Here is a 16451-nt window from a genome sequence, read left to right on the forward strand (position 1 = left end):
ATTTTCATTTCCGGCGAACACCTTTCTTATCTAATAGCTGCTTCGGTTTCAGCGTCGAAGAAATGGCACTTATTCATATCGAACTGAATGCCGATATTATCCCCTGCGGCATAATCATTCGCGGCCCCTGCACGAACAACCAGTTCATGCCCGCCAACCGTGGCATAGAGCATGAACTCCGCGCCAGTCAATTCGGCTACGCTGACTTTCGCGGCAATGTCGTCATCACGGTTCTGAAGCGTCAGAATATCTTCCGGGCGGATCCCAAAGACCACGGCTTTACGCTGATATCCCGCGTTATTGAGTGCCGCGAGCGTATCTCCCGGGATCTCCAGGCGCAGCGTTTCCGTCACGAAATAACGATCGTCGAGCGCACCGCGAATGAAGTTCATGGCAGGTGAACCAATGAAACCTGCAACAAACATATTCGCCGGTTCGTTATAAACCTGCTTCGGTGCCCCCACCTGCTGAATAATGCCATCCTTCAGGATAACGATGCGGGTGGCCATCGTCATAGCTTCCGTCTGATCGTGGGTCACGTAAATCATTGTGGTGTTAAGCTTCTGATGCAGCTTGCTGATTTCAGCCCGCATCTGCACGCGAAGCTTGGCATCGAGGTTGGATAACGGCTCATCCATCAGGAAGACACCTGCTTCGCGCACGATCGCCCGGCCTAACGCCACGCGCTGACGCTGGCCGCCCGACAACGCACCCGGTTTACGCTTAAGATATTCCCGCAAACCGAGGATCTGGGCCGCCCAGTTCACGCGTTCCTCAATGACCATAGGCGCTATTTTTTGCATTTTCAGGCCAAACGCCATGTTGTCGTAGACCGTCATGTGCGGATAAAGCGCATAATTCTGGAAAACCATGGCAATGTCGCGAGACTTGGCTGGCACGTCGTTCATGCAAACGCCGTCAATCACCAGTTCGCCGGCGGAGATCTCTTCCAGCCCCGCAATCATGCGCAGCGTTGTCGATTTGCCGCAGCCTGACGGACCGACGAAAACGATAAACTCTTTATCCTCAATGTCGAGATTGAAATCCTTAACCACGTGGACCTGGTTATCATAGATTTTCTGAATATGTTTCAGTGACAGTTGGGCCATTGTTAATTCCTTATCAATACGTCCGGGATGCCCAGAAATCGGTCAGGCATTTCCAGGTTAGTTCCCGCGTTGAATGAAGTTGTAATCCCGCATGGTTCAGGCCAGTTCCAATCCCAACCGATAGCATTCCCGCTGCGTTGATCGCCTCAACGCCAGCCGGGGCATCTTCAATACCCATGGCCGCTTCAGGACGCACATTCAGACCTGCGCAGGCTGCGAGGAAGATCTCCGGGTCTGGTTTCGAACAGACAATGAGTGAGGCATCGGCGCAAAAATCAAAGGCGTTCTGAATGCCCAGCGCATGCAATATGCCGGGAGCATTCAGGGAAACGGAGGCGAGCCCAATTTTGACCTTCGCCGCACGTATTTCCGCCAGTACGTCGCGGATGCCAGGAAGCAGAGAGTCCTGCGTCAACGACGCCAGAGACTGGACATAAAGCGCATTTTTTTTACTCGCTAGTGCCAGACATTGTTTGTCGTCAAACGCCCCCTCTTTTCCACCCTGTCGCAGGATCCGCTGCAAAGATTCCATGCGGCTTATTCCCTTCAGTTCCTCGTTGAAAACCTCATCGATGCAAATGCCAATCTCCTGCGCCACGGCACGCCAGGCAAGAAAGTGCAGATGTGCGGTATCGGTGATAACCCCATCAAGATCGAAGACCACAGCTTCAGGCGTCATGGCTTGCCTCCATGGTAGCGGTCCCATTAACGGATGTAAGAAAATCCTGGTAAGAAAAAACCTGGCGCTCCGATATGCACACCGTTTTACCCCACAGGGTGAACGTGACGGGTGAAGAGGTGTCGATCGTCAACACTTCATTTTCAAAAGCGAAATGCATACGCGCGTTGCGCCAGCGCAACGGGAAAGCAAGCCTTCTCCAGTGGGCGGGTAATTTCGGCGCAAGGTGCAGCTCCCCTTCCACAATCTGCATACCGGCAAATCCCTGAATGACGCCGGACCAGATAGAGCCGGTCGCTGCGGCATGAATACCGTCATCGCTGCTGTGCGGGTCGTCCCCAAGATCTATGGCGACGCCGTCGCGCCAGAAGGCATAGGCACCTTCGGTATCACCACAGCGGGCAGTCACAATGCCGTGAATGGCCTTGCTCAACGAAGAGTCATGGATCGTGCGGGGCTCGTAGAACGCCAGATTGGCGACACATTGCTTCGGCGTAAACCGTTCCGGCAACAGGTAGTTCAGCATCACCACATCTGCCTGCTTGAGGATCTGCATCTCGTTTACCTCCGCGCGGGAATAATCGAGCAGGATGGTCTGCTTACCCGCTTTCGCTTTATAGCGGCTCAGGTCAATGGCCGGTTTCGCCATGAAGCTATCATCCTGTGGGATCACACCGTCTGTGCGAGGCTCCGGCAGCCATAAGCGCGCCAGGAACTGTTTGGCATTCTGCGTAAAACCCGCATCCTCACGCCCAAACATCGCCATAAAGCGGCATGCGCTGGCAACGTTGTACCAGGCCAGATAGTTGGTGTAGGCGTTGTTGTTCACGTGTTCCGTGTATTCGTCCGGTCCGATCACGTCATGGATTTCCAGACGACCCTTGATTTCCGTTGCGCGCCCCATCCAGAACGTGGCGGTTTCCACCAGTAACGTCAGACCTTCATTGCGCATAAAGGCATCATCGTGCGTTGCCTGCCAGTACGCGACGACGGCCCAGGCAATGTCCGCCACGATATGATGTTCAGCCAGTGCGGATGCCACTTTCTGGCGCGTGCCCGTTCGAATGTTGATGGCGGCAAACTCCGGCGTCTCTTCCTGCCCGCTCGCAGCACTTTCCCACGGGAAAAGCGCACCAGGCCAGCCGTTACGACGGGCTTTTTCCCGAGCTCCGGACAGGTTGAGCCAACGATAACGTAGGAGACTACGGGCGACCTGGGGACGCGTGAAGAGATGGAAAGGCAGCAGAAAAATTTCGGTATCCCAGAAGACGTGGCCTTTATACCCCTCTCCCGTCAGCCCTTTGGCGGCGATACTGCTTCGTTCATCATGGGCTGGCGTCATGGTGGTCAGATGCCAGACGGCGTAATCCAGCGCGATCTGATCCTGATGTTCCGCTGAAGTGACCTCAACCCTAGCGTCAAGCCAGACGTCTTTCCAGGCATACGATGAACTCTCAAGCAACGCGTTGTAGCCTCTTGCCGCACAGACTTTGAGATCGGCCAGCGCACTACGAGCGAATGACGCCTGCGACAGTGATTTATCGCTGCGATGTGTCACCCAGACGATTTTCTCAAGCGTGACAGTGTCACCCTTAGCTACCGTCAGCGAATGATGAACGCTGAGACGACGATTTTTGGCGGTGAAACAGCTGTCGCTCTTCGTTGAGAGCTGACAAAACGCCGAAATAACAACATCTGAGGTCCGGTCCTGTGTTTCATACACGCCCTGCATGTAATGCTGGTCGAACACTCTGACCGAAACTTCATCCAGATGCTGCCTGCCGCTATTGGTTTGCGTCGCATCAATGCCGGTTTTCAGCACGACCTGCGAGACGGCATCAAGGGGGGTGATCGAAATCTGCATTGCCGCTAACGGCAGTTGGTCCAGCGACGCAAAACGACGGCTCTCCAGCCGATAGCGTTTCCCGTCGGGCGAGCGCCAGACGACGCTGCGGCGAAGTTCGCCATTGGCAAATGCCAGCTCGCGCTGCCACTCAAGGATATCGCCTGAAAGCAGGGTAAAATTAATACCATCCAGCTCAACATCAATGCCGGTGATGTCTGGCAGGTTAATCAGTTCAGTGGTCTCGTTACGACCCGCCTGATGATAAAGACCCGCAAGATACATGCCTCTGGTTTGCCGGGTGTAATCTTCTTCATGCGCAGCACGGATCCCTATGTAGCCATTACCGCAGGCCATGATGGAGGCGTATTTATTCAGGCTGTGTGGGCAAAAGCCCGGCTCAGTTAAGACAGACACGTTTAGCATAATGTTACGCTTTCCCCTGTTTCTGCCGCCTCATACAGCGCGGCGACAAGCTGCTGGATAACCAGCCCCTGCTCCGCATCAGCGATCATTACGGGTTCCCCCAGAACATGGCGTACAAAAGCATCCATACTGCGCAAATGACGCTGATCGTCAGCTTCTTCACGCTGTATGACGGTCTGTAAAACACCGGACTCGTCGTGGTAAATGTGGGCAGGGAAAAGCGTGGCGCCCGCTTTTTCACCGCAGAATGCGACGTTCATGATCGATTGCTCACGGATATTCAGCGCAAACGACGTGTCCAGACGCAGAATGCCGCCGTTGCAAAATTCAATGGTGCCAAACAGGGCATCTTCAACGGTAAACTGAGCGGGATCCCACGCGCCAAACTGGCCGCTGCTTTTGCGGTTTCCCAGCCTCTGGAAACTGTGCGCCGTCACTCTTTTTACCGCCGGGAACCCCAGCACGTACATCGCGGCATCAAGCATATGAATGCCGATATCAATCAGCGGTCCCCCACCCTGTAATGATTTGTTGGTAAAGACGCCCCAGCCCGGAACTCCGCAGCGCCGTAACGCCTGTGCCGAGGTGAAATAAATTTCACCCAGCACACCGTTCATCACGGCCTCACGCAGCAATTGCGTATCAAGTGCGAAACGATGGTGAAAATCATACGCCAGCACTTTTCCCGCCTTGCGCGCGGCGTTACGCATCCGTTCGGCCTCTTGCGGGGTCATCGCCGGTGGTTTTTCGCACATCACGTGGCAGCCTGCTTCCAGCGCTGCCATAACGTGTTCAAAATGAAACCGGTTTGGCGAACAGACGCTCACCACATCCGGCTTAACCGCCTTGAGCATCTCTCGCGCATCATGCCATGCAGAAGGGATGGCATGACGCTCCGCAAACGCCCGTGCCTGTTCGGGGTGGCTATCCATAACAGCCACCATCTGAACATCACCGCGTGTGGCGTAGTACGAGGCATGGACTTTTTCCGCAACCTGCCCGGCGCCAATTATGGCGACGCGCAGTAGCGAAGGTGTTGAAGGGCTCATCGCGCTTGCCATCCTTAGCATTCACGCAAATAAGTCAGTGAATCCTGGTAAGCCCGAGCAGGATCGTCGGCGCGGACGCGGCACTCATACACCACATAGCCCTGGTAATCGTCCGCACGCAATTGTGCGAACAGGCTGGCAAAATCGAGGCTACCGCTGCCCGGCTGATAGCGGTGGTTATCAGCAATGTGCACATGACCCAGCAGATCGCGGTTTTGATGCAGCGCGTCCGTCAGCGAATTTTCTTCAATGTTCATATGATAGAAATCGCCGATGATCTGCACATGTTTCAGGCCATTCTCTTCGATATAGCGACGCGCGTCCGCCAGGGTGTTGATCATGTGATCCTGATAGCGGTTCAGCGGTTCCAGGTAGACGGTCGTCCCGGTGCGCGCCGCCACTTCATCCAGCCAGCACAGTGAAGCACTCACCGCTTTACGATCGCCTTCAAGACTGCGTGGAGAGGTCATCGGAGGCAGTCGGAATGTAAACATCCCCCACGCGGCAGGCACGATAATGCCCTTTCCGCCCACCTCTGCCAGTGCTTCCAGAATGCGTTCAATCTGCTTTAACCCGTTAAGACGGCGTTCTTCAATAAAGTCGCCAATCCAGCCATCATATCCGCCGCAGGCCGTCGTCACCGGCAGGCCAGTGGCTTTGATTGCCGCTTTCACGTCGTCGAGATTATCGACCAGCAGTCGGCCATCAATTTCGTAGCCATCAAAACCCATCGCCTTGATATACTGGAACTTCTCCAGAATCGACGTCGGGAAAAAAGCCTGGTTTTGTGTCGCGATTTTCATGATTTTCTCTCCTTAGCTTAAAAAGTGACGCCCATTTTGATACTGAGTTCCGGATGCTGATCGACATACGTCATGTAGCTTTCCGGGCTGGTGGTGAAGGTCACGACCGGGTCGATCAGATCTTCGCAATTCAGATAACCGTTCATCAGCAGTTCCCAGCAGGTCTCTTCAATACGTTTGCGGTTCCAGCGTGGGTAATCCGGATTGGGTTCGCTGCAGGCGCGCGAGAAGACAATCTTCGCATTATTGAAATGCGCTTCTCGGCCGAGGTTGAAACCTTCCGCGAACGGCTTCGCGAAGGCTACGTAGGAGATGGTGCCGCCGTAGGCGAGTCCGCGCAGCGCGGACTGCAGTGCATCTGCAAAGCCGCTGGTTTCGATGATCACATCCGCGCCCTGTTTCCCGGTCAGCGCTTTGATTTCGAGACCGACATCAGTCCCGATCGGATTAAAGCAATGGTCGGCACCGTGACGACGGGCTATCTCGCAACGGTGTTCGATAGGATCGACTCCGATGACGATTGACGCACCGGCTTTTTTGGCCAGTTGGATCGCAATCTGCCCAATCGCACCAAGCCCCACCACCACCACAAAATCGCCTACCCGCACGTTGGCATCGCGTACGCCGCTCATCGCAAACTGCGCTGGATCGTAACAAACGGCGTTTTTCCAGGAGGCGCCCTGCGGCATTTTGCGCAGCTTGTAGTTGTTGACGGCATTCACAATGACCGTCTCCTGCAGCGGTGCGTAGCAGCAGACGCGATCGCCAATCTGGTATTCTGTAACGTCATCACCGCATTCGATAATGTCGCCAACAATCATATTGCCCAGCTGGAACTTACCGAATTCGATCCCGCGGGCCGAGCCCTCTTCACGCGGGGTAAACATCTGCCACTCCGTGTTGAACTCTTCATCAATAAACGGACTTGCCGCACGGAAATCCACCACTTCAGTCCCGTGTTTTGGTGCGCCAAAGCGTGCACGAATTTTCACTTCATGTACGGCAACCTGACGATCTTCATATTCCACCAGCGCCGCCACACGAGGCGCGGTCGCAACTAATTTTTTCATGACTGACTCCTTGTTAAAATTGACTGCCTCAGCCCTTCACGCCGCCGGCGGTCAAACCACTTTTAATAAAACGTTCAGACAGGGCGTACATGATGACCACCGGAAGCGCCGTCACCAGCGATGCCGCCATCATGCGACCCCAGATATAATCTGGCGTGCTAAAGAGCGTGTTCAGCCCAACCGGCAGAGTGAAATTGCTGGCGCTGGACAGGAAAATGGACGCAAACAGATAGTCGTTCCACGCCACCATAAAGCAGTAAACAAACACCGACACGAGGCCGGAAATCGCCAGCGGCACGGTGATGCGAAAGATGATTTGCAGACGGTTGAGCCCGTCCATCATCGCGGCCTCTTCAATTTCGTCCGGAATGGTGTCGAAATAACTGCGCAGCATAAACACCGCGGTCGGTAACGTCTGGGTCACCATGGTGATAATCAGCGCCAGCTCGGTGTCGTAGATCCCCAGGGCAGTGATGATTTTGAACAGCGGTACCACCAGCAATATCCCGGAGAACATGTAGACGGTGTAAAAACTCGCATTGATCGTCGTGCGGCCCTTAAAACGCAGCCTGGATAAGGCGTAAGCCCCCAGCGTGCCGAGAAACACGGCAATCACCGATGAGGTCAACGACACCACCATGCTGTTTCTGAAATAGTCTACGAACGGGAAAATCAGCGGGTTAAAAATGTCGACGTAATGCTGCAGCGTCCACTCCTGCGGCAGTATGGTCGGGTGAAGCGATATCGCCTCTTTCGCGCTCTTTAATGACGTCATTAACATCACGAAGAACGGGAACAGCGTGATAACCAGAAACACCGCCAGCCCCAGGTAAAAGCCAATACGACCCAGTACGCGTTTATTTGTTGCCATTGAGGTTTACCCTTTTTCTGGTCAGCAGAATCACCGCGAAGATGATCACGAACAGCACGACGGAGATAGCCGCTGCCTTACCCAAATCGTTGAAAGCGAAGGCAGTTTTGTAAAGATAGACGCCTAAAATATCGACCTTGGTTGTCAGCAGGTAGACATCCGCAAACATGTAGAACATCCAGATAGTGCGGAGCGTGACCACCGTTGCCAGCACCGGCATAATCGCGGGCAACGTGACGATGCGAAAACGTTGCCAGGCATTTGCTCCGTCCATTTCCGCGGCTTCATACAGCGATTTATCAATGGTTTGTAAAATCGCCAGGAACGAAATGAACGCGTACGGGAAGTAACGCCAGATGGCAAACAGCACCACCAGCACAAAGCTGCTGCCAGGATTGTCGAACCACAGCGGCGCCTGGTCATACAGATGCAGCACGTCAACGCCCAGATAGTTCACAATGCCGTAGCCGTTGTTGAACATGTATTTCCAGGCAAATACCAGCGAAATGGACGGGGTGACATAGGACAAAATCACCAGCGAACGCGCCGTTTTTCGCAGACGAAATTCCCGGTTAAAGAAGATGGCAACGGCCAGCCCCAGCACCGTGCTACCGATCACAACCAGTGCCGTGTACCAGAAGGTCATCCACAGCGAATGCCAGAATGCAGCATCACTGAGAATGCGAATGTAATTGTCCAGCCCGACAAACACAGCGCTAATGCGCGGGTTAAGCGGCAAGCGTAAAAAACTGATTTCGATATTGGAAATCATCGGCCAGGCCACCAGGCCCCCCAGCAAAATCAGGCTGGGGGCCAACAGCAGCATGGCGAAAGGCATATCTGAACGACCAGAAAACAACGTCTTCATAATTTCCTTCCGCAAAGCGCTCCTATCGTTGTGAAATCAGGTCAGTCAGTCGCTTCTGGCTGTTGCTTAAGGTCGCGCTGAGATCTTGTTGCCCCACCGTGACGTTATGCACCATGGAACTGATAATGCCGGACCCCGTCACATCACCCATGCGGGTGAAGTTTTTGTCTCCCACCGCGCCAAACACCTGCACATTCGGGAACTGCGCGATCAGTTCGTAAGGCAATTGCCCAAACGCTTTAATCACATCGTTGTTTTTCCAGGTATCCGTACCAACCACCAGCTTGTTCACAGGCAAAGCCGCACCCGGCGACATCATTACCCAATCAGTGGCGTGTTGAGCCTGTTCCATCCAGGTGACAAATTTCTCTGCCGCTTTAGTTTCATCTTCAGTTTGGCCGGTGGTGATCGTCAGTGATGTAACCATGCCGTAGACTGCAGACGTTTTTTCAGTGGGGACAACGAAGCCCAGATTGGCAGGATCTCCGTCTTTGAAGACCGCCGGCAGGATATAGGTGGAGTAAACGGCCATCGGCGCAGAACCGTTCATGAAGGCGTCTTTGATTTCCATGACATCATTTGATCCAGGCATGGTGGTCGCGGCCAGTGCTTTATAAAACGCCAGAGCTTTAGCCATTTCGGGGGTATCGACGTCGATATCCCCTTTAGCATCAAAAACATTAGCGCCGCCTGACAGGGCAAACTGGGAGAAGGCCTGCTCGGTCATCACGCTTTCTGCGGTTGGCAGCGCAATGCCGTAATGTTTTTTGGCCGGGTCGTTAAGACTCTGGCTGGCCTTCAACAGTTGTTCCCAGTTACGCGGCTCTTCAATACCCGCCGCTGCCAGCACATCTTTGTGATACCAGACGCCGGACAGCCAGGCACTGATGGGTACGCCCGTCCAGGCAGAACCGTCTTCCGTACGAACAACGCGCAAGATACCGTCATAGAAGGTGTTTTCCCCTACGGCTTTAATGGCTTCGCCGATAGCCTCGCGATCCAGCAGTTGCTCCTTGTCCATAACTTTTGCGTAGTCATGGCTGACTTCAATCACCTCAGGCAGCGCGCCCGTTCTGGCCAGCGTAATCACCTTGGTGTTATAGGCATCTTCTTCCACCGGCACCTGTTTTACGGTAATACCGGGGTTCTCTTTCTCGAATTTTTCGATCAGTTTCGTAATAACCGCCTGACGCTCTTGCTCTACTGACGAGTGCATAAACTCAATGGTGACAGCAGTCGGTTTGTCATCCTTGCAGCCTGATAACAAGGCGCACGAAACCAGTGCTGATATCAGCACAATTCTGGGCATTTTCATGTTTAAGGTCCTTTTTTAGTTTTCTTTAATCCACAACACCTGCCATGGAGTAAGGGTCAGAGCCGTATCTGTAATATCCTCTCCGGCGATCAACTCTCTTCCGGATTGAATATCAGATCCAACCTTTTGAGCGCGATCGCTGAAATTAAACACTGCTGTTATCTTCTCGCCAGAATCCGCAACGCGAATAATTTTTAAAACATGTTCCCCTGACGCACTAAAATAAGTTTCACTATCAGGGTGGAAAGCTTTTTCTTTCCGACGCAGCGCGATTAACTGGCTTAATTTATAATAGACCTGATAACGCAGGCTGTTTTTATCTTCAAGCACGCCATCAATTTGCCCTGCAACGTATTTCTCGCGGTTTATTGCACGGTTGTATCCCAGGCGTTCAACACCTGCATAATCATTACGGGAGCCAAGAATACTTTGAATATAGATTGCAGGCACACCTGGAAAACTTAAAAGTACGGCGTGAGCCAGAATAAACCGGGCAACGCGGCCATTATCATCACAGTCACCCGTACTTAATGCATCCAGATAGGTCACATTAATTTCATAAGGACTGCGTGTACCATCCGGGTTATTTTTCCAGTTAACTAACGCGCCTTCGGTCTGAAGTTTCTCCACGAGCGAGAGGATCTCCGACTCAGGTAAAATTCCGCGTAGCGGATTAAGGCCGATTCCGTCATGCGAGGCCAGGAAGTTGAACCAGGTGGTTTTCGTGGAGGGTAACGCAAGCGACGTTGCCCACTGACTCAGCGTCCGGACGTCCTGACAATGCACTGCATGCAGCACAAGCGGGGGCAAAGAGAACTGATAAACCATCTGTGCTTCATTTTCACCGTCACCGAAGTAAGCAACGTTATCTTTATGCGGAACGTTCGTCTCAGTGATAATCACCGTTCCGGGGGCCACAGCCTCGGTAATGGCGCGGAAAAGCTGGATGAGCTGGTGGGTTTGTTCAAGGTGGATGCAGGGTGTTCCGGGTATTTTCCACATAAACCCAACAGCATCCAGACGAATGTATCGCGCCCCTTCAATCAGGTAATGCAGCAACACGTCAACCATTGCAATCAACACCCGCGGAGAGGCGAAATTGAGGTCGACCTGGTCCTCGCTGAAGGTGGTCCACAGGTGTCGCACGCTGCCATCATGAAGCGTGAAAGGCGTAAGAAGGGGTAACGCACGTGGGCGAGTCACCGCAGATAAGTCTGTTTCAGGATCGACAGAAATGAAGAAATCTTCATATCCTGGTATTTGCTTAAGGTAATTAGCAAACCATTTGCTTTTGGCAGACATATGGTTGCATACAAAATCAAACATCAAACTGGTTGACTGTTTTAATTCGGCAACGTCTCGCCATGTTCCGGTTTCAGGTGCAACCTCATGATAATCAATAACAGAAAAACCGTCGTCAGAAGACCATGGATAAAAGGGTAAGAGATGGACGTGAGAAAAAGAGTGAGAAAGCCATTTGTTATAAAAACGTGTAAAAACCGGCAGTGCCTTCCCTCCTTCCACCGAAAATTGATCGGCATAGGTAATCAAAACAACATCTTTTTCATCCCAACCCGTTTTACGCTTTTCTGTAATAACAGAAGCGGCCTTTCCAATATTTTCAAAAAGCACATTAAAATGTGCCTCAGAAAACGTTTCCCCGTAAACAAGATTAATGAGTTCTTTAATTTTTGTATTCATTTCATTTTCCATGGTAGCGGTCCCACGAAGTGGCAATCTACTCCCATGGAAAATATCTGTCAACGGACCGGGAAGGAGAAAAACGTGATTGCAAAGCAGCTCAGCGCAATATTGTGAGCTGCCGCAAAGAAAGTACGGAAGAAGAGATAACGCGGTTAATCGCCGCTAGCCCCTTTTCGGAAGAGTAAGGGCTAACGCGAGTGGGAATCATTGGGATAAGTAGCGGCGTGAAAGTCGTTTTGCCACCTTTTGCAACAGCGGTTCGAGCGCCACGGCCAGCACCATTCTGACCGGCTTGCGGGCAACAGATTTTATCGCCCACCCCGCCACACCTGCCGGGCCGAAACGTAATGCAGTCAGCAGGACCAGTTTACCTGCGATTTTCAGGCCGGGTTTTACCTTCTGACCGGCCTGTTGCCAGTTTTGTTTCATCTCTTCTCTCTCTTAAAGCTGACGAAAACGACTTCTCAGCGTAAAGGTATCTGACGTGACATAGCGCTCCATTTCCCGCAATCGCTTCTCACCGGCGGCGAGTTGCTCATCAACGGCATTGAGGAGATCGCTGCTGGTTGGTGCCCCTTCCGCAGCCAGCTCCCCTTCCGGCATCGGGTCAAGGACAAACGACAGCACGATGTACGCCACCAGGGTAATGAATGCCAGACCGAAGAAGATCGAAAGCACCGTGACCACGCGCACCAGTTTTACCGGGACATCAAGATAATGGGCCAGCCCGGCACAGACGCCGCGCACCATGCCCTGCTGCGGAATACGCCACAACTTTTTGTTCAGATTCAGTCCAGACATTAACGGTCCCTCCAGTTTGGATGTTCGGCATCCAGGATAGCCTCCAGCGCCTGAATGCGTTCACGCATTCTGTTCGCCTCATCGGAGAGCTGTGCCAGACGCTGTTGTTCACTCTGGGAAAGTTCGCCTCGTGAAGAACGGTTGCTGTAGTGCAGCCATAGCCAAATCGGCAATACGAACAGCACGAAAATAGTCAGGGGAATGGCCAGAAAAAGCGCGCTCATGTGTACTCCTTGTCTTATGATGCGGCACACTCAGGTGCCGCAGGCATTATTATTGGTTATCTTGCTTCATTTTGGCTTTCAGTGCCGCCAGTTGCTCGCCGATTTCATCGTCTGCTTTCAGGTCGGCGAACTGCTGATCCAGCGACTTCTGTTTACCGATGCTGTGGCTTTCGGCTTCCGCTTCCATCTGGTCGATACGACGCTCAAATGATTCAAAACGCGCCATCGCTTCATCAAGCTTACCGCTGTCCAGCTGACGACGCACGTCGCGGGAAGAGCTTGCCGCCTGGTGACGCAGGGTCAGCGCCTGCTGACGAGCCCGCGTTTCGCTCAATTTGTTTTCAAGTTCACCAATCTCTTTCTTCATACGGGCGAGCGTGTCATCTACCAGCGTCACTTCATGCTCGAGCGTGGCAACCATATCTGCCAGCTTCTGTTTTTCGATCAACGCCGCTCGGGCCAGATCTTCTTTGTCTTTGCGCAGCGCGAGCTCCGCTTTTTCCTGCCATTCGTTCAGCTGAGCGGTGGCTTGCTCAATACGGCGCGTCAGCTGTTTTTTTTCCGCCAGTGCGCGGGCGGATGTGGAACGCACTTCAACCAGCGTGTCTTCCATCTCCTGAATCATCAGACGTACCAGCTTCTGCGGATCTTCCGCTTTCTCTAGCAGAGAGTTGATGTTGGCGTTCACGATGTCGGCAAAACGAGAAAAAATACCCATAATCTAATCCTCATATTTCTGTTATCGGGCGATGCCCTGCTGTACCGATAATACAAATCTCATGCCAACTTTTTATCTTATTGATTTCACTGACACTGATTGATTTTCACGCATTGAAGAACTATTCTTCCCTGGTGAATATCGCTAAGGAGTGGTTAATTTCATCATGCCTGGATACAAAGACAATTTACTCGGTGAAGCAAACAGTTTTCTGGAAGTGCTGGAACAGGTTTCCCGTCTTGCGCCGCTCAATAAACCGGTGCTCATCATCGGTGAACGCGGAACAGGGAAAGAGCTGATAGCCAACCGTCTGCATTATTTATCCGGACGCTGGGATGGCCCCTTTATTTCCCTTAACTGTGCGGCACTGAATGAAAACCTGCTCGACACCGAACTCTTTGGCCATGAAGCGGGCGCGTTTACCGGTGCCCAGAAACGCCATCCCGGACGCTTTGAGCGCGCCGACGGCGGCACGTTGTTTCTTGATGAACTGGCCACCGCGCCCATGCTGGTGCAGGAAAAGCTGCTGCGCGTGATTGAGTACGGCGAGCTCGAACGCGTCGGCGGTAGCCAGCCGCTGCAGGTCAATGTACGCCTGGTCTGCGCCACTAACGCCAACCTGCCGGAGATGGTGGCGGAGGAGAAATTCCGTGCCGACCTGCTTGACCGCCTGGCCTTTGACGTCGTTCAGCTTCCTCCGCTGCGCGAGCGGCGAAGCGACATCATGCTGCTGGCGGAACAGTTCGCAATTCAGATGTGCCGTGAGCTTGGACTGCCGCTGTTCCCGGGCTTCAGCGATTATGCGCAGGAGACGCTGCTTGCTTACCACTGGCCGGGAAATATCCGCGAGCTAAAAAACGTCGTGGAGCGCTCTGTGTACCGTCACGGCAGCAGCGAGACGGAGCTGGACAATATTATTATCGATCCTTTTCAGCGCAGCGCACCGCCGCTGTCCACACCGACATCTTCAGACGATGTCCCCACTCTCCCCCTTGATTTACGCCAGTTCCAGCACGACCAGGAGCAACGACTGCTGGAGCAAAGCCTGAAGGCGGCGAAGTATAACCAGAAACGGGCGGCTGAACTGCTGGGTCTTACCTACCATCAATTAAGGGCACTGCTCAAAAAGCATCAAATGCGCTGACAACCGGGAGCGGCCGACAGCGCTATGCAGTTAAAAAAATTTAGACGGAACTTATCCCCGCGGAGCAGCCCGCGGGGATAAGACTCATGCTACCGCTATGTGCATTTGTGAAAGCATATCAGTATTAACACCCACTAGCGTGACGCTGCTGTCACCATAGGTCAGTAAAGCGTTATCACCTTCAAACGACAGATGGTTAAGATAGCTGTCATTATCTGCAATACTCTGGCTAGCCATAAAGATCAGGCTGTCGCTGGTTGAGAGGTTATAGACAGTGTCATGACCAAAATCACCATAGAAGAGAAGCGTGTTTTCGCTGCCATTGAGGTGAATAGCGTCGTCTGCAAACCCAGAAACAACATTATTATTGTTACCGGCAATGTTGATATCGCTGTCATTTGCTCCTGAATAGAACCAGCTGTCATTGCTGGCGGTCGAGATAGTGAAACTGTTAGTCGTATCAGCATAATAGCTTTTCGCATACGCGATTGAGCCGCTATCGCCTTCTAACCCATAATCAGTTACCTGCCATGTGGCGTTCTGGTTGAAGTTAATGCCAAACAGGCTGAACAATGTGTGATCAGCATTAACGTAATGGATATCTTCTGCCCGGGTAATATCCCCGGTAGAATACTTAAAGTACAGCGTTCCCTCTGTGTCGTGGCTGAAGGCAAAATCGGCGATATTGCATTCCGTTACGTAGGTATTGCTTCCCGCGCCACCATAAATAACGTTATAGCCACTGTGATCTTTAAAACTATCATCTCCCCCTCCCCCGCAAAGATAATCGTTGCCCTTCCCACCTTGTAATAAATCATTCGTCTCTGTACCAATAATAAACGTCGAACCAACATGCGTTACGGATTTATTAAGATCGGAAACCCAGGTTGTCGAGCGGTACTCCTCAGACAGGTTGGAAACAACAATGTTGGAGTTTTGATGCGTGAAATCATAGATTTCAGAATCCATAATTCGTAAAGCACCGTCAGTATAACCCTGACCTGAATGCCCGGCCCATGAAGCCATATTCGCGATTGAAAAGAACTTACAATCGCTGGTCAGGCCTGCATAGTAATCATTAAAAGAGACAAGGTTATTGGTACAAGTCTCGAGCGGAGTGTCATGATTAAATAAACTGTCCAGAGACAAGCTATGGCCAGTTAAAACACGAAACACGGGGTCGTTTTCATAACCGATGTTAAGCACTTTGTCATCAGCAAGGTTCTGGGTCGGAGAGGCAAAAGCGACATAGCTCGCGTCATCAAAAAAACCATTCCATTGACCCTGTGCGGAAAGGGTCGCCATGCTGTTAACAGCCAGTCCACCGAGACTATGTCCGGTGATGATAACGTCATTACCGGTGAGGCCGTTTGCTGTGGCAAGCGCGACCACCGAACTCATAAGGTTTTTATAAGCGTTGAGAACATAGTTATCCGCATAGCCGTCGATTACCGCAGATAAAACGTCGCTGACGGTATCCATCGCTGTGTTAACGGTATGCTGAAGTGAAGGCGCGCTCGCGTAAGTGCCGGTCCCCCAGAAGCTAATTCCTATATTCACCAGATTACCACTAGCGTCATATTTCCCCATGACGTTGCATTCGGCACTTGCCTCCAGAAGACTTTCGCCATAAAAAGCACCATAGGGATTAGTACAGCCGCTGTAGTTGAGCGCCGCACCGTCTAATATTTTCCAGCCATTTTCTTCAGTATAGGTATAATCAGCATAGGTTGCCGCACCAAAATTGACACTTTCAATAGTCAGCGCATCCTTAATAAGCTGCGTGTTTTTCTCGCCCTGATAATCAAATACAGGCATAGTTTGTCC

At 52.3% G+C, this 16451-nt stretch carries 16 protein-coding genes; 1 reads left to right on the forward strand and 15 read right to left on the reverse strand.

All coding sequences use genetic code 11. The features are described 5' to 3' along the window. Nucleotides 1-26: 26 nt before the first annotated feature. The 14 genes from E3U32_RS21920 to pspA all read right to left on the reverse strand — a co-directional run bounded on the left by E3U32_RS21920 (nucleotide 27) and on the right by pspA (nucleotide 13480). A complete protein-coding gene (locus E3U32_RS21920) occupies nucleotides 27-1109 on the reverse strand; it encodes an ABC transporter ATP-binding protein (protein WP_134350506.1) in 1083 nt (360 codons plus the stop codon). Nucleotides 1110-1122: 13 nt separating this feature from the next. After that, nucleotides 1123-1788, reverse strand: a complete 666-nt coding sequence (gene pgmB, locus E3U32_RS21925; protein WP_134350507.1) for a beta-phosphoglucomutase — start codon at nucleotides 1786-1788, stop codon at nucleotides 1123-1125. After that, nucleotides 1778-4057 carry a glycoside hydrolase family 65 protein gene (locus E3U32_RS21930; RefSeq protein WP_134350508.1) on the reverse strand — a complete coding sequence of 760 codons (2280 nt, stop codon included), beginning with the start codon at nucleotides 4055-4057 and terminating at the stop codon, nucleotides 1778-1780. Before E3U32_RS21930 ends, pgmB begins: the two co-directional genes overlap by 11 nt. Beyond that, nucleotides 4051-5118, reverse strand: coding sequence for a Gfo/Idh/MocA family protein (locus E3U32_RS21935; protein ID WP_134350509.1), 1068 nt, complete (start codon nucleotides 5116-5118; stop codon nucleotides 4051-4053). The genes E3U32_RS21930 and E3U32_RS21935 overlap by 7 nt, the downstream gene beginning before the upstream one ends. Before the next feature lie 2 nt (nucleotides 5119-5120). Then, nucleotides 5121-5909 carry a sugar phosphate isomerase/epimerase family protein gene (locus E3U32_RS21940; protein WP_134350510.1) on the reverse strand — a complete coding sequence of 263 codons (789 nt, stop codon included), beginning with the start codon at nucleotides 5907-5909 and terminating at the stop codon, nucleotides 5121-5123. Nucleotides 5910-5926: 17 nt separating this feature from the next. Next, nucleotides 5927-6979, reverse strand: a complete 1053-nt coding sequence (locus tag E3U32_RS21945; RefSeq protein ID WP_134350511.1) for a zinc-dependent alcohol dehydrogenase — start codon at nucleotides 6977-6979, stop codon at nucleotides 5927-5929. A gap of 28 nt (nucleotides 6980-7007) precedes the next feature. Then, complete coding sequence (locus tag E3U32_RS21950) at nucleotides 7008-7850, reverse strand: carbohydrate ABC transporter permease (RefSeq protein WP_059309892.1); 843 nt, start codon at nucleotides 7848-7850, stop codon at nucleotides 7008-7010. Continuing rightward, on the reverse strand, nucleotides 7837-8718 hold the full coding sequence (locus E3U32_RS21955) for a carbohydrate ABC transporter permease (RefSeq protein ID WP_134350512.1): 882 nt from the start codon (nucleotides 8716-8718) through the stop codon (nucleotides 7837-7839). Before E3U32_RS21955 ends, E3U32_RS21950 begins: the two co-directional genes overlap by 14 nt. A gap of 22 nt (nucleotides 8719-8740) precedes the next feature. After that, nucleotides 8741-10033 (reverse strand): ABC transporter substrate-binding protein, encoded by a 1293-nt coding sequence (locus E3U32_RS21960; protein ID WP_134350513.1) that lies wholly within the window; start codon nucleotides 10031-10033, stop codon nucleotides 8741-8743. 15 nt (nucleotides 10034-10048) lie between these two features. After that, entirely contained in the window at nucleotides 10049-11746 is a 1698-nt protein-coding gene (locus tag E3U32_RS21965; protein ID WP_134350514.1) for a sugar phosphorylase, read from the reverse strand. Nucleotides 11747-11941: 195 nt separating this feature from the next. Continuing rightward, nucleotides 11942-12166, reverse strand: a complete 225-nt coding sequence (gene pspD / locus E3U32_RS21970) for a phage shock protein PspD (protein ID WP_134350515.1) — start codon at nucleotides 12164-12166, stop codon at nucleotides 11942-11944. 12 nt (nucleotides 12167-12178) lie between these two features. Beyond that, complete coding sequence (gene pspC / locus E3U32_RS21975; RefSeq protein WP_023617934.1) at nucleotides 12179-12538, reverse strand: envelope stress response membrane protein PspC; 360 nt, start codon at nucleotides 12536-12538, stop codon at nucleotides 12179-12181. Beyond that, entirely contained in the window at nucleotides 12538-12762 is a 225-nt protein-coding gene (gene pspB, locus E3U32_RS21980) for an envelope stress response membrane protein PspB (RefSeq protein ID WP_134350516.1), read from the reverse strand. Before pspB ends, pspC begins: the two co-directional genes overlap by 1 nt. Before the next feature lie 49 nt (nucleotides 12763-12811). Further along, complete coding sequence (gene pspA / locus E3U32_RS21985) at nucleotides 12812-13480, reverse strand: phage shock protein PspA (protein WP_134350517.1); 669 nt, start codon at nucleotides 13478-13480, stop codon at nucleotides 12812-12814. A 166-nt stretch (nucleotides 13481-13646) separates the two neighbouring features. Here pspA and pspF point away from each other — a divergent pair, with 166 nt between their 5' ends. Beyond that, nucleotides 13647-14624: a phage shock protein operon transcriptional activator gene (gene pspF, locus E3U32_RS21990; protein ID WP_134350518.1), complete on the forward strand. Its 978-nt coding sequence runs from the start codon at nucleotides 13647-13649 to the stop codon at nucleotides 14622-14624. An 84-nt stretch (nucleotides 14625-14708) separates the two neighbouring features. On the opposite strand, the gene E3U32_RS21995 is transcribed toward pspF, so the two are convergent. Further along, nucleotides 14709-16442: a polyurethane esterase gene (locus E3U32_RS21995; RefSeq protein ID WP_134350519.1), complete on the reverse strand. Its 1734-nt coding sequence runs from the start codon at nucleotides 16440-16442 to the stop codon at nucleotides 14709-14711. Nucleotides 16443-16451: the final 9 nt, after the last annotated feature.

Origin of the sequence: Lelliottia nimipressuralis (genome assembly GCF_004402045.1) — a bacterium.
GTDB lineage: Bacteria > Pseudomonadota > Gammaproteobacteria > Enterobacterales > Enterobacteriaceae > Enterobacter > Enterobacter chinensis.

What these genes read in the sequence shown, in the direction of transcription:
- E3U32_RS21920 (WP_134350506.1), bottom strand. Translation starts at nt 1,109, where the DNA reads ATGGCCCAACTGTCACTGAAACATATTCAGAAAATCTATGATAACCAG.
- pgmB (WP_134350507.1), bottom strand. Translation starts at nt 1,788, where the DNA reads ATGACGCCTGAAGCTGTGGTCTTCGATCTTGATGGGGTTATCACCGAT.
- E3U32_RS21930 (WP_134350508.1), bottom strand. Translation starts at nt 4,057, where the DNA reads ATGCTAAACGTGTCTGTCTTAACTGAGCCGGGCTTTTGCCCACACAGC.
- E3U32_RS21935 (WP_134350509.1), bottom strand. Translation starts at nt 5,118, where the DNA reads ATGGCAAGCGCGATGAGCCCTTCAACACCTTCGCTACTGCGCGTCGCC.
- E3U32_RS21940 (WP_134350510.1), bottom strand. Translation starts at nt 5,909, where the DNA reads ATGAAAATCGCGACACAAAACCAGGCTTTTTTCCCGACGTCGATTCTG.
- E3U32_RS21945 (WP_134350511.1), bottom strand. Translation starts at nt 6,979, where the DNA reads ATGAAAAAATTAGTTGCGACCGCGCCTCGTGTGGCGGCGCTGGTGGAA.
- E3U32_RS21950 (WP_059309892.1), bottom strand. Translation starts at nt 7,850, where the DNA reads ATGGCAACAAATAAACGCGTACTGGGTCGTATTGGCTTTTACCTGGGG.
- E3U32_RS21955 (WP_134350512.1), bottom strand. Translation starts at nt 8,718, where the DNA reads ATGAAGACGTTGTTTTCTGGTCGTTCAGATATGCCTTTCGCCATGCTG.
- E3U32_RS21960 (WP_134350513.1), bottom strand. Translation starts at nt 10,033, where the DNA reads ATGAAAATGCCCAGAATTGTGCTGATATCAGCACTGGTTTCGTGCGCC.
- E3U32_RS21965 (WP_134350514.1), bottom strand. Translation starts at nt 11,746, where the DNA reads ATGGAAAATGAAATGAATACAAAAATTAAAGAACTCATTAATCTTGTT.
- pspD (WP_134350515.1), bottom strand. Translation starts at nt 12,166, where the DNA reads ATGAAACAAAACTGGCAACAGGCCGGTCAGAAGGTAAAACCCGGCCTG.
- pspC (WP_023617934.1), bottom strand. Translation starts at nt 12,538, where the DNA reads ATGTCTGGACTGAATCTGAACAAAAAGTTGTGGCGTATTCCGCAGCAG.
- pspB (WP_134350516.1), bottom strand. Translation starts at nt 12,762, where the DNA reads ATGAGCGCGCTTTTTCTGGCCATTCCCCTGACTATTTTCGTGCTGTTC.
- pspA (WP_134350517.1), bottom strand. Translation starts at nt 13,480, where the DNA reads ATGGGTATTTTTTCTCGTTTTGCCGACATCGTGAACGCCAACATCAAC.
- pspF (WP_134350518.1), top strand. Translation starts at nt 13,647, where the DNA reads ATGCCTGGATACAAAGACAATTTACTCGGTGAAGCAAACAGTTTTCTG.
- E3U32_RS21995 (WP_134350519.1), bottom strand. Translation starts at nt 16,442, where the DNA reads ATGCCTGTATTTGATTATCAGGGCGAGAAAAACACGCAGCTTATTAAG.